The organism is Streptomyces sp. NPDC031111, from assembly GCF_055570675.1.
Map to the genome: position 1 here is coordinate 296,979 of NZ_JBVIGS010000008.1, position 12,516 is coordinate 309,494.

Below are 12,516 nucleotides of genomic sequence, written 5' to 3' on the forward strand. Positions count from 1 at the left end.
CGTCATGGTCGAAGGCGCTCTCGGCGTCGCCTGCCGCGGTGATGGTGAGGGCCATGCTGGACCATGTCCCGGCGCCGGGGGAGCACATCACGGACCGCAACTCACCGAGTACGTCCGACACCGCGCGGGATGTGGACAGGACCTCGCGGCCCGGCCTGCTGTCGCGCTCCACCTCGCATCGGGTCGCCGTATGCCCGCCTACCACGGATGCCTTCAACAGGATGCGGTCCCACCCGCCCGGGACCGCCGCCACCAGTTCCAGCCGTAGTGCTTCGGTCAGCCGGACCTGGGCACGCCCTGACGGTTCGCTCATGCTCCTATGGCCTCCGTGCTGCCTTCAGGCGACGCCTGCGAAGCCGAGGCTACCAATGAGCTCGAGCGCCGAAACGCGCACGGTGCGGGCGTCACTCCCCTCGGCGGCGCCCTGGCGGGCGATCGCGGGCCCGACGGTCCGAGTGGCCGGGCCGCGCCACTGGCTCGAGGCGTGGATGCGGCACTCGACGGCGTTGCGCTGCTTGTTCACCTCGCTGTCCAGGCGAGGTCGGGTGGGTGGCCACTGAGTCGGCCTCCCCGCAGAGGGGCGCCGACTCGGCCGGAAGGCTGCGGGATGGCCCGGCGCCGCTGGTGGCTGCGGTCGGCGCGCGAGGAACGCGCACGGTCGGGCGGAACGGCCGGGGCCTGCACCGACATGTTCGTTCTGACATGTCCCTGCTGGCTCCTGGCATGTTTCTGCGTACAGCCGACCCGGACGCGTCGGTCCTATCGATCAGGATCGAGCGCGACTACATCCGGGAGAAGACCCTCGAAGGCCAGGTCATCGCCGCGCCCAACGGCAACCACGGGCAAGTCCCCGTCGGTCGCCGCCCTCTACCGCGCGCTCGCCGAAGCCGAGCAGGCCGCCGCGGACGACGACGCGCCGCGGCGGCCCAGGCCGCCCGCATCCGCCGGCCCGAGGACCCGCTCACCCCTGAAGAGATCGGCCTCCGCGACCGGCTCCAGGCCCAGCCCCACCCAAACAGCGAAGTCGGCCCCCGTGGATGACGTGGCACGGCCTCAGTGAGCTACCGCTGATTGCTGTTGCGATACTTCCCGGAGGCCGAGCGTACCCGTGCGGTGGGCACTGCGACATCGGACGGCTCCACAGTCGAGATCACTCACGGTCCGGTGACGGCGCTTCTGTCACTTTGTTCCCGTGGTTTGCCGCGACCGGCCGAGGCTCCGTCGCGTCCGCCAAGTGGCGAACAGCCCACCACCCGTGCTGACGATGGCGGAGAAACCCGCTGGCCCGGCGAGTACGTACACCGCAGCGGCGACTGCGATGAGAAGCACCAGGGCAGCCAGTTCCAGGACCTCAGGCCTGAGCAGGTGTCGGGAATAGGACTGTGCGTTGCGGTCTGCCGCGCGACGGCTGGGCTTGTACATCACGGCGATGCCTCCCGTTCCGGCACACACACGGTGCCGTGACTGAGAGGATGGAGTTCGCAGTATTTGTTCCACCAGGAGAAAGAGAAAGAGGACGGGGTTCTTTCGCAGTGCGGGCAACTTGCCACCGGCGCAAGAATCCAGACGCAAGGGCCACACGGAACGGGGGGACATGATGGCTACGGAGCCGGACGGTTCCACGGCTCGCCGCCGTGGGCGCTCCATGGCGCCGTTGGACCCGAACATCTCGCCCGCCGAACGCGAATTTCTGGAACGCCTGCGTGAGGTGGCCTCGTCCATCGGGACCCGTGCCGTGGCGAGCGCTGGTCTCAGCCGTCTGGTTGACGAAGGACACGCCTCGGCCATGAGAGCCAGCGAGTCGGCCCTGTCCAAGATGCTGTCAGGCAACCAGCCCACTCGTCCCGCTGTGATCAGGGGCCTGCATATCCTCGCCGCACCGCACGCCAGCCCTGTGGAACTCAACCGGGAGATCGCGCTCACCACAAGGCTCTTCTACGGCTGGCTCCAGGCCCGGCACCCCGACCGGCTGCTCCTGTACCGGACGCAGGAGGAAGTGTTCCATCTCCGGGACCGGCTGGCAGACGCCGAACACGAGGCCACACGCCTCGCGGCGGAACTGGCCGACGCTCACCGTCGGCACGCCGTGAAGGTCGAGCAACTCAATTCCCTTCGAAAACAGGCCTTGGCGGCGCTCGGCCTGAGGCAGGAGGAAATACGTCAGCTCACCGAGGAGGTGAAGGGCCTGTCCCGCCGCATCGAGTGGCTGGAGGAGGCATTGCGGGAGGCGTGGATTGCTGTCGGCGACCAAGTGGCTGCCCTCGCCTCGGCCGTGGATCTCGTCGTTGACCTCGCTGGCCGACTCGTGGACACAGACGACGCAGATCCGGCCGTCCCGCCCGCGCACTGACGGAGTGGAGCTGCGAACAGCACAGGACTCCAGTGGCCCATCGGTTCAGGACGGTGAGCTCGGCGCGCACCTGGTTGAGATCCTGCTGCGCGCCGAGGAGATCGTCGGGAAAGTCGTACGTTACGACTTCCGCCGTCGGGAGCCCGACGTGTCGGGCCGCCCTGAAGGGTGTTGCAGAAGGCCGTGTTTCCGCAGGCCGGAGCGGTGGTCGGGCGTGTGCGGTCATGCGGCGAGGGCGAGGTTGTGCATGTGGGCGACGGCCTGGACGGCGTGGTGGAGGCCGTCGCCGCGCTGCCGGCGGTCGCGGAGGATCTTGTAGGTCTTCATGCGGGAGAAGGTGTGCTCGACACGGGCGCGGACCCTGCGATGCTGCGCGTTGTCCTCCTCCTTGCCTTTCAACAGCGGGCGTCCGGGGCCTTTGCGGTGCGGGACGATCAGTCGGGTGTTGATGCAGGCGCCGTCGCCGAGGACGGTCACGCCCTGGCAGTACCGATCGCACGTCGCTGCACTCACCGACACCGCGCCGCTCGGCCCCGACCGGCACACGCCGGTCGGGGCTGGTTGTCGGCGTACAAATGGACGTGCGTCGGGCGGCCAGTGCCGCACCGAGCCGTGCTCGCACCTGTCTTCCGCGAGGCGTCCAGTCAGCGTTTCGTCAGTACGAGGATGATGCCGAACACGGTGACGGGGACCGTGATCACGGTGGCCGCCGTTCCCAGGGGGATGGCCAGTGACGGGTGCTGCCAGGCCAGATACAGGACTGTGAAGTACCGCTGCGGTGTCACCAAGGAGATGTCGTTACCGTGCCAGCGTCAGTTCCTGGTGGCCAACCGTCTGACCGGTGCATGAGAAGCGATCCCGACTGTCGGCTGGTGACGTCTATCGGTGACATCACCTGGCGTTATTGCTGGAAAGATTGATGGCATTTCCCAGGCGGCACCCGCGCTCGCAGACAGCGGAATTCTCGCCTTGCACCTGTAGCGGCTGCTCTCTGTGTGGCCCGCCGTACCTGGCGCTGGCTGGCCTCCTGACTGTGCTGCGTGGCGGGGCCGGCGTGCGGCACAACAGCCGCGCGACCGTTACGGCAGACCCAAGGTCACGTCGGTGGTGTCGTCCAGACTGCGGCCGTAGTGGCCGGTGTGCGGGCCGGTCTCGGCGCCGTCGTTGGTGACGAACACCCCGCCGTGCTGGAAGGGGTTCATCGTCCCCGGTGTGACGTTGAGGTACGAGGCGAGCTTCTGCATCACGACGCGCAGACCGCAGCCCTTGAGCAGCATGCCCAGGCTGGAGCGATAAGCCCCTTACCGAGCGAGGAGGCGACACCCCCGGGGGCCTGCGGCGCGAGGTCTTCAGCCTTCGCCCTGGTCACGCCCGCTATTCGCATCTCAGCGCTGTTGAGCCGGTGGCTCACGGCTACTGTCCGCGCGTCCCGGACGCGCAGGCTGGAACGTCGCTGTTTCCTCACCCGGCGGTCACCCATTCGGCGGACCGGGGTTGTCCGGAGCGGCACACAGATCATCTACAGGCGTCGTACTCTTCTCGGCGTCAGCGGGCCCTTCGATATGACGAAGGGAGACCCGTAGGAGGCTCTTGCTTGGCGGCTGGCCTCTTTCAGGTCTCCCTCTCGTCTGTCGTGGGGTCACACATCCGATGGCGAGGAGAGCAGAACCCATGACATCTATCGACCGTACCCGGACGGAACCTGAGACGAGGCGTTTTCTCCGCTGGATCACAGCCGTCACGAGCTTACTGTCTGTTGCTACGGTGGCCCTCTTGGTGCTCATCGGCCAAGTCGAGGCGGCGGTTGTCGTCGCGGTCGCCGGCGGCACCGCTGCCAACGTGACGGTGAACATCCGCCGGTGAACCCCAGCAGGTCTCCGGCACTGGGATCTGTTTCGGCCAGGACCGCGGCGGCGCCCCATGAGAGATCGTCTTGCGTCATGGCTGTGCCGTGGGCCAGTTCCCACAGGCCTGCCGGCCCGAGGTCGTCGACCATGCGCCGGATGCAGAGGACGGCCGTGTCCGACGGGGCTGGGATTTCGGCGTTCAACAGGCCCGCGCGCACGTCCGTGGCCGCGCACACATCACCCGGCTCCAGCACGCCCGGCGGCACCGACCCCACTGCCTGGAGGACCAGCTCGTGGATGCGCCGCACGGGATGCGGCCCGCGGGGAGGTGCCGGTCGTCCAACCAGTGCGCACAGGGCGTCGGGTAGGTGCACCGGCGGAACCCGCAGGTTCGTGCACGCCCTCGTCAGACGACCGGCCATCGTGATCAGTCGTCCAGCACGGCCAGGGCGTCGATCTCGACGAGCAGTCCCGGTGGCAGCTGCATGTAGACGGTGATGCGGGCGGGGAAGGGCTCGCCGACGGCCGCCGCGTACACCTCGTCCATCTCGGCCATGTGGGCCGGGTCGGTGAGGTACACGCGAAGCATCACGACGTTCTCCAGGCTGGCGCCACCTGCCTCGAGGACGGCGGTGACGTTGCGCAGGACCTGCGCGGTCTGCTCGGCGACCGTGGTGCCGACGACCTCGCCGGTGGCCGGGGCGAGGGGGAGCTGCCCGGAGACCTGCAGGACGGGGCCCTTGCGGATGCCCTGGGACAGCGGGGCCGGCAGGGAGGGTGCGTTCTCGGTGAATATGACGCTTCTGGTCGTGATGTGTCCTTGAGAAGGGTCGGCCGGAGCGTCAGCTCCAGGCCTGTCGTTCCTGGCTGCGGGGGTCGTCGAGCTGGGTCCACTCCGCGTCGATGTGCATCGTGGCGCGGCGCTCGGTGTCGTACGGGTCCCAGCCGGGGTCGCCGGTCCTGGCGAATCGGATCCAGGTCTCGTGTACGCGGGTGGCGAGGTCTGCGGGGGGCTTGTCGGGGCCGAGCAGGGCGTCGGGGCCGTTGAACTCGGGCCGGTCAGCGAGGCCGAAGACGAAGGGCAGCTCGACCGCGTGGGTGGCGCCGAGTTCTCCATCCAGGGCCTGGGAGCGCCAGGCGAACTCGTAGGCGTAGGTTGCGGACTTCGGGTGGGCGGCATGGGCTCCGGCCAGGGCCCGGCTGCCCGCGCCGAACAGGGCGTCGGCCATGATGGCGGACCGCAGCTCGGCGAAGGACGCCTCGGGACGGGACTTGCGGTACGTCTCGACGAGCTGCGCCGGATCCGGGTGCGAGCGCGCCGCCGCGTCGTCGACGTCGGCGGCCGTCGAGGTGGCGTACTTGCCGACGGGGACCAGGTAGAGGTTGCCCTCTTCGGTGTTGGTGCCGACGAGCAGGTCGACGTCGGCGCTCAGGCCGGCGGCGACGGATTCGGCGGGCTGGGTGTTGAGGACGAGGCTGAAGGGGCTGAGCCCGATCAGCGGGTCGTGGTGGGTCTCGGTCCGCAGATCGATGCCCGTGAGGCGCGAGGCGGCCTCGACCAGGCGTTCGTCGGAGATGTCCGCGAAGGCGTCGACGTGGGGTTCGATGCCCAGGGTCTCGGCCGCCGTCCGGGTGACGCGGGCGGCCTGCTCGGTGGTGAACGCGCCCAGGCCGCTGCCGCTCTGGACGATCGCCCGGTGGAACAGGCCGGCGGCCTGGGGCGTGGCGAGGACGCTGCCGACGATGGTCGCCCCGGCCGACTGGCCGAAGAGGGTGACGTTGTGCGGGTCACCGCCGAAGGCGGCGATGTTCTCGCGCACCCAGCGCAGCGCGGCGACGACGTCGAGCAGGCCGCGGTTGGCGGGTGCGCCGGGGATGTCGAGGAACCCGGCGATGCCGAGCCGGTAGTTGAGGGTGACCAGGACGACGCCGTCACGGGCGAAGGCGGAACCGTCGTACATCGTGGACCGGGTCGATCCGGCGACGAATCCGCCGCCGTGGACGAACACCATGACCGGCAGTTCGTCACCGCCGACGGCAGGCGTGAAGACGTTGACGGTGAGGTAGTCCTCGCCCCGGCTCCAGCCAGTGCCGAAGTAAGGGGTCATCTCCACGTTGCCGAGCTTGCGTTCGGACTGTGGCGCGTTGGGTCCGGGCGCGGTGGCGTCCCGTACGCCGTCCCACGGCGCGTGCGGCTGTGGAGGCGCGAAGCGGCCGGCGCCGCTGGGCGGGGCGGCGTACGGGATGTTCAGGAAGGTGAGGGTGCCGTCCCGGCGCAGACCGCGGACGGCTCCTTGAGCGGTGGTCACGACGGGTTCGGGGTAGTGGCTCATGTCTCGTGTCTTTCCGCGGGCCTTCAGGCCTGCTCGGTGTACGGGGCGAAGGGCGCCCAGCCCTTGATGGCGAACTTGTTTCCCTCGCGGACGACTTCCGCGGCGCCGTAGCCGCCGAGGTGCGCGGGGAAGACGAGGGCGTTGCCGTCGACCGCCGAGCCCAGGAGCTTGCGGCGGGTGGCCCGGGCTTCGGCGGGGTCCTCGCAGAAGCAGCTGTTGGCGTCGGGCTCGTGGATCTGGATTGGGCTGTGCATCAGGTCGCCGACGAACATGGCCCGTTCCGATCCGGACTCCAGCCGCAGTACCGACGAGCCGGGGGTGTGGCCGGGTGCGAGGTCGAGGCGCAGGTTGCCGTCGATCTGGTAGCTGTCCTCCCACAGGTGAGTCAGGCCGGCCTCGTGCACGGGGGCGACGCTGTCCTCGAAGACGTTCTGGTTGCCGCGGCCGAGCAGCGTCTTGATCTCGTTGGCGGGGTTCCAGTAGTCGAAGTCCGCCTTGGCCATCAGGTAGGTGGCGTTGGGGAACGTCGGTACCCAGGACCGGCCGTCGAGGTAGGTGTTCCAGCCGACGTGGTCGATGTGCAGGTGCGTGTTGATCACGATGTCGACGTCCTCGGGGCGGACCCCGGCGCGGGCGAGGTTGCCCAGGAAGTCGGTGTTCAGACGGCTCCACACCGGCGCGTACGGCCGGTCCTTGTGGTTGCCGACGCCGGTGTCGACCAGGATGGTCTTGCCCTCGCTGCGCAGCACCCAGGTCTGGATCGCGGAATTCACGATGTTGGTCTCGCCGTCCAGGAAGTGCGGAACCAGCCAGGAACGGTGCTCCTCCCACGCCTCGGCCGGGCTCTCCGGGACGAATACTTCGGGCGTCATGTCAACAGGACCGAAGTACTCCCAGACACGGGTCACGGTGACGTCGCCCAGGGTGATGGTGTCCACGCTTCTCTCCAGTTCGATCGGTTCCGCGTGCCGGGCCGCAGGCGCGGGCGGGACACGGATGAGCATCTGCTCATGACGGGTACGAGTTGCTGCTGCGCCCCTGCAGGGCCGGGCACTGGTGGTGCCGTGACTGCGGTCGCGGCGTCCTCGGCCTCGGGGCGGTCCCGCTGCCGAGGCTGGTTTCGGGCATCGGACCGTGGGGTCCGCGTCGGTGGAAACGGGCCGCCCGGTACGCGTCCGTTCGGCGACGACCCCGCTCAGCCATGGTGCGTCTTGCCGGGTGTGGCGCGGTATGCGTCACGTGACTGCACCTGGACAGAGCGGCCCCTGCGCTGATCCGGCCTGAGCGAGCGTGGGAACAGCCTGCGGTTCATCACCGGCCGGCACCAACCGCTCAGGAGGCGACTGCTCGTCCCGGGCTGGGCGGCGAGGAGACCTCGCCGCCTGCGGACGGAGCCATGGTGTCGTCGTCGGCCGGTGCGGGCGGGTCCAAGGCCTGGGCGAGCGCGGTCAAGGTGAGGTCGAGGCGGTCGATGTGGAGCAGCAGGCGCCGTTGCGGCGACGGTCGTCCGTGACTCATGCGTCGTTCGCCGGAGAGCAGGGACAGTGCCCTGGTGACCTTGGGGCGTGCCGAGTGGGAGGCAGTGCCCGGCCGACGACTCGCGAGGCGGACCAGGTGCGTCACCCTCTCCTGGGCACGGTCGGCCGCCACGGTGACCTGGGTGGCGTATTCGGTGTCGTCATCCTGCGGGAGGCGCCCGGCCACGGCGGCCAGACTCCGTGCGTGGTAGGCCCCGGCTTCCAGCAACTCCAGCAGGTGGCGGGCGCGATCACGACGGCCGCGCTGGGGATTGAGCGGGTGGGTGAGCGGCAGACAGGCCTTGCGGAAGGACGCCAGTGACTGGTCGAGATCACGGGCCGCGCGTATCAGGCTCGTCGTGGTGTCGGTGCTCAGGCTCCGTGTCGTCGCATCCAGGAGGCGCCTGAGGACCAGCAGGAAGTGGACCAGTTCCTCGTCGCTGGCCTGGCGGACCGTGAGGGGCACCACGACCACGGTGGCAAGGACGCCGCAGGAGACTCCCAGCGCGGTCTCCTGCACGCGCAGGACGAGCACGTCCGTCGAGAAGGTGTCCAGCAGCGCCAGCAGCATGCTCAGCCCGCCGGTGATGAAGAACGTCACCACCCAGTAGGCGCCGGGCGGAGTGTAGAAGATCCCGAACATGCACAGCAGCAGCAGTACCAGGAGCAGCGGTCCGTGGGGTCCGGCCAGAGTGGCGAGGCCGTAGCCGAACACCGCGCCGAGGACTGTGCCCACCAGCCGGCGGACGCTTTGCAGCAGGACCTCGCCGGTGCTCTCGGTGTTGATGAACACGACCCAGGTGGCCACGACCGCCCAGTACCAGTGGTCCGGGGACAACAGGTGACCGCCGAGGATGGACAGCGCGGAGGCGGCGGTCACCTGGACGGCCTGCCGGGTCGTTCCTCGCCTGCGGTCCTCGGAGTCCGCTTCGCAGTACCGCCTGATACTGAAGGCCCGTGTCCGCGGTGTCGCGGGCGGGTGCGGAGCCGTCCCGGTCGACGTCGGGGAGCTGACGCGCGGACCGAGAGGGCGCATGGCCGCGGCCAGTTCGTCGAGCCCTTGGAGACAGTCCTGCAATGGCGCCGACGCGGTCGGCGGGATCGCCGGGGCGTCTTCCCGTGCGGTGACCGTTCCCGGGGTGAGCCGGCGCTGGAGAACTCGGATCCGTGCCGCGAGCTGGTGCCGTGCAGCCAGCTCCGCGAGATCGTTGGCGGCCGGTGGTGTACGGGCCGCGCGGACCGCGAGTACGGTGAGCCGCTGGGCAGCCACCTCCGCGCGTGAGACGTGCCGCAGGATCTGGCCATCGGTGGCCTCGTCGACCGCGCGCTCACCGAGAAAATCCTCGATCAGGAGCACGGCCGCGTGCAGCCTGTCCAGACGGCGCTCCAACGACAGCCTCAGCGTGTCGGCGTCCTGTCCGGCGGTGAGCAGGGCGGCCGTGTCCCGCAGGACGTCGCGCAGATGCCCGTCGAAGGTGCGCTGCAGCCGGGCGAGAACACGGGACGCCGTCATGAATCCCGAGCAGTAGCAAACGGCCACGACGGACCCGAACGCGACGAGGACGGCCGCGCCCATCTGCGGCAGTTGGACCACTCGTGCCTCGGTGAACTGGGCCAGGAAGAAGGCCATGAAGCCGAAGATGCCCACGCCCTGCCCCCTGGCGCCGTAGCGGCGGGCGTGGACGGCGACGTAGATCAGCAGCAGGAACGCGATCCCCGCAGCGACCGGGTACGGCGTCAGCACGGCTCCGGTGGTCAGGGCCGCGAGGGACAGCGGAGCCCCGAGGCCCAGCGTGATGAGCTGGTTGCGCGGGTGCAGGTCGCTGATGGCCAGCGAGGTCACCATCGCGGTGAACCCGCCGACCAGCAACGCTGTGTCGGACTGCCCCAGGGCCGCCAGGACAGTCAGCGACGCGGTGGCGCCGAGGACGGCGCGCATGGCGGAGGCCAGACGCATCAGCCCGGGATCGACAGCGGCGAAGCGGTCCCACAGCCACGCCGTCTTCCTTGCCACCATGACGGTCTCCGTACGTCCTTCCTTGAGCGGACGCGGCGATCGCCGGCCGACGGCGTGGAGCCGACGCCCCCGTGATGTCCGCCCGGGGTCCTTCGTCGCCGCGGCAAACCGAGTGCCGATGAGGGGGAAGCACCGGAGGCCCGACGGGCCGATGCCGCGTCACCAGTCTCGACCGTTCGGCAATCCGTCCGGTATGCGTCAGGTGACTGCTCTCTAGGAAGCCATCTCAATTGGTCCGGCATCGCGCCTGAATGTGGGTGGTCTTGAAGGAGGGCTGTGCCGCATGATCACGCCATGACGAGTCCTGCCGCCTTCCGGGACCAGACCAACTGGTCCGGTGGCTACTACGAGTTGGCCATAGAGGTCGGGTCGAGTGACGATGCCCAGATCCAGGCCGTCCTGAGTGCTCTGTGGTCCGCCGCCGACGTGCACGGGTGCTTCGGGCAGAGAAACCATGAACCTGAGGAACAGGATTCCGTGCCCTGCACAGTTGGATCACTGGCCGAGTTCGGACACCTCCACGGTCAGGTCCGCCTGCCGACAGGCCAACTGGTCGTCTGCGGTTGTGTGGCTATCCGGGGCGGTGATGAAAGCAGTGACTGGCTGGACTTTTACGTCCCCGTCGGTGCGTTGGACAACGCCGGTCTGGCCTACTGGGACGGCCGGCCCTTCTTCAGATCCGACGTGATGGACGACTGGCTGGCTGCTATCGGCAAGGAGACGTTCACCAGAGCGGCCTTCAGCTTGGGGGTCGTCGGGTTCGAGGTCTCCGGCTGCTCGGACGCTGCAACCCTGGCAGGCCAGATGCCGCAGGAGCGAGACATCGGATACCTGCTTCCCGTAGATGGCACCCTCCACTACGGGGCTGCCAACACCTGAGCGCCCGCGCAGCTCCTCCTGGACTCGAGTCTGCGGTGGCAGATGATGGTGCAGGCGATACTCGCGAAGGCGAGGAAGTGAGCGGCTTTGCGTTCGTAGCGGCGGTGGAGCCGGCGGTAGCCGGAGAGCCAGGCCATAGTGCGCTCGATGTCCAGCGGTGTCGGCCCAGTCGCTGCGAGGACTCGACACCCTTGCGGGCGATGCGGTGGGTGATGCCACGCTCGCGTAACCATCGCCGCAGATGGTATGCCCTTCACCAGCGAGATCAGCGTCTGGCTGTCATGCAGGTTCGCCGCCGAGATTCCGACAGAGACGGGCAGTCCGGTCCGCTCGGTGATCAAGTGAATCTTTGAGCCGTACTTGCCCCGGCCGACAGGATTCGGATCTGTCAGATCCCCCTTTTCAAGGCCCGCATGTTCGCCGAGTCGATCGCGCAGCGAGACCAGTCCAGCTCACCCCGAGACCCGAGTGGTCCCGGATCGCGTCCTGATCTGTTCCGCACGCGGGTGATCTTGCTGGTGTTTGGTCGCCTCTGAGGTTCCAGAGACCAAGCACAGATCACCGGTCCAACCTCGGTTGAGGGCCCGGCCGACTGGGACCGGTGGGTCGTGCTGTCGGCGATGGTGCTGGTGGTGGCTCGTGGTGGCGCGCTATGGATGGTAGTGATGGGCTTCTGTGCCGAGGATGTTCAGCAGGGATAGGGCCTGGGCGCTGGGGGATCCCGGTGGCGCGCTGTAGAGCACGAGGTGCTGGTCGCGGTCTGTGAGGGTGAGGGTGTCGCAGTCGACGGTGATTTCTCCGACGGCCGGGTGGTTGAAGGTTTTGGTGAGCATCGGCGCGGCCTGTACGTCGTGGTGGTCCCAGAGCCGGGCGAAGTCGCGGCTGGTGTCGCGGAGTTCGTCGACGAGGCCGGTTATCGCGGGGTCGGTGGGGTAGCGGGCGAGGGTGGTGTGGAGTTGCATCACGACGCTCAGCCGGAACTCGGCGGCGTCCAGGATTCCGTAGAGCGTCTCATCGGCGGGCTGCGGCCCGGGGAAGGCCCGGCGGGCGAGGTTGCGGTCCTTCGGGGCGAGCGGGGCGAAGTCTTCCATGAGGGCGGCTGCGAGGTCGTTCCAGGCGAGGACTTCGAACGCGGCGGACATCACGAAGGCGGCCGTCTGCGGCAGCCGCTCGAGCAGGGCGAGGATGCTGGGGCGGACGTCGCGCCGGTGCAGCCGGGTGCGGTTGGGTGCGGTGCCGGCGAGGACGTGGAGGTGGTCGGACTCGGTGTCGGTGAGCCGCAGCGCGCCGGCGATCGCGGCCAGGACGTCGCCCGAGGGGCGGGGCGCCCTGCCCTGCTCGAGGCGGATGTAGTACTCGGTGGAGATGTGTGCGAGGACGGCCACTTCCTCGCGGCGAAGACCTGGTGTGCGGCGTCGCGGGCCTGAGGGGAGGCCGGCGTCCTGCGGGCGGAGGCGTTCGCGGCGGCTGCGGAGGAATGCCCCGAGTTCCTGTTTGTCCATACGCCCAGTGTGCGCGCCGCCGGGCGGCGGATCCTGGTACAGCCTGTGCCTGTATCCGGCCGGCAGCCGGT

General features: G+C 68.9%; 9 protein-coding genes and 3 pseudogenes. 2 read left to right on the forward strand and 10 right to left on the reverse strand.

Translation table 11 applies throughout. The features are described from left to right. Positions 1-337: 337 nt before the first annotated feature. Positions 338-523 (reverse strand): hypothetical protein, encoded by a 186-nt coding sequence (locus tag ACZ470_RS19180; RefSeq protein ID WP_468428674.1) that lies wholly within the window; start codon positions 521-523, stop codon positions 338-340. A 1,131-nt stretch (positions 524-1,654) separates the two neighbouring features. Here ACZ470_RS19180 and ACZ470_RS19185 point away from each other — a divergent pair. Next, positions 1,655-2,350, forward strand: coding sequence for a hypothetical protein (locus ACZ470_RS19185; RefSeq protein ID WP_468428591.1), 696 nt, complete (start codon positions 1,655-1,657; stop codon positions 2,348-2,350). Between the two features lie 222 nt (positions 2,351-2,572). Here the strand turns inward: ACZ470_RS19185 and ACZ470_RS19190 are convergent. From ACZ470_RS19190 to ACZ470_RS19220, 7 genes and pseudogenes are all read right to left on the reverse strand, one after another. Beyond that, positions 2,573-2,836: pseudogene (locus ACZ470_RS19190) on the reverse strand (transposase family protein); the annotation flags it as partial. 158 nt (positions 2,837-2,994) lie between these two features. Beyond that, a complete protein-coding gene (locus ACZ470_RS19195; protein WP_468428593.1) occupies positions 2,995-3,138 on the reverse strand; it encodes a hypothetical protein in 144 nt (47 codons plus the stop codon). A 300-nt stretch (positions 3,139-3,438) separates the two neighbouring features. Further along, positions 3,439-3,734: pseudogene (locus tag ACZ470_RS19200) on the reverse strand (hypothetical protein); the annotation flags it as partial. A gap of 890 nt (positions 3,735-4,624) precedes the next feature. Next, a complete protein-coding gene (locus tag ACZ470_RS19205; protein ID WP_468428672.1) occupies positions 4,625-5,011 on the reverse strand; it encodes a Rid family detoxifying hydrolase in 387 nt (128 codons plus the stop codon). A 28-nt stretch (positions 5,012-5,039) separates the two neighbouring features. Further along, complete coding sequence (locus ACZ470_RS19210; protein WP_468428595.1) at positions 5,040-6,530, reverse strand: carboxylesterase/lipase family protein; 1,491 nt, start codon at positions 6,528-6,530, stop codon at positions 5,040-5,042. A gap of 23 nt (positions 6,531-6,553) precedes the next feature. Beyond that, positions 6,554-7,468, reverse strand: a complete 915-nt coding sequence (locus ACZ470_RS19215) for an MBL fold metallo-hydrolase (protein ID WP_468428597.1) — start codon at positions 7,466-7,468, stop codon at positions 6,554-6,556. 394 nt (positions 7,469-7,862) lie between these two features. After that, entirely contained in the window at positions 7,863-10,064 is a 2,202-nt protein-coding gene (locus ACZ470_RS19220) for an FUSC family protein (RefSeq protein ID WP_468428599.1), read from the reverse strand. A gap of 294 nt (positions 10,065-10,358) precedes the next feature. Between ACZ470_RS19220 and ACZ470_RS19225 the strand changes: the two genes are divergently transcribed. After that, positions 10,359-10,943, forward strand: a complete 585-nt coding sequence (locus tag ACZ470_RS19225) for a hypothetical protein (RefSeq protein ID WP_468428601.1) — start codon at positions 10,359-10,361, stop codon at positions 10,941-10,943. On the opposite strand, the pseudogene ACZ470_RS19230 reads toward ACZ470_RS19225, so the two are convergent. Continuing rightward, positions 10,922-11,412, reverse strand: a pseudogene (locus ACZ470_RS19230) (transposase); the annotation flags it as partial. The gene ACZ470_RS19225 and the pseudogene ACZ470_RS19230 sit on opposite strands and share 22 nt — an antisense overlap. 181 nt (positions 11,413-11,593) lie before the next feature. Beyond that, the gene (locus ACZ470_RS19235) at positions 11,594-12,445 is read right to left on the reverse strand and encodes a helix-turn-helix transcriptional regulator (protein WP_468428603.1); all 852 of its coding nucleotides are present in this window, start codon (positions 12,443-12,445) and stop codon (positions 11,594-11,596) included. Positions 12,446-12,516 lie beyond the last annotated feature (71 nt).

Excerpts from the sequence above, each read along its gene's own strand:
- ACZ470_RS19225 (WP_468428601.1), top strand. The coding sequence starts at position 10,359 with ATGACGAGTCCTGCCGCCTTCCGGGACCAGACCAACTGGTCCGGTGGC.
- ACZ470_RS19220 (WP_468428599.1), bottom strand. The coding sequence starts at position 10,064 with ATGGTGGCAAGGAAGACGGCGTGGCTGTGGGACCGCTTCGCCGCTGTC.
- ACZ470_RS19235 (WP_468428603.1), bottom strand. The coding sequence starts at position 12,445 with ATGGACAAACAGGAACTCGGGGCATTCCTCCGCAGCCGCCGCGAACGC.
- ACZ470_RS19210 (WP_468428595.1), bottom strand. The coding sequence starts at position 6,530 with ATGAGCCACTACCCCGAACCCGTCGTGACCACCGCTCAAGGAGCCGTC.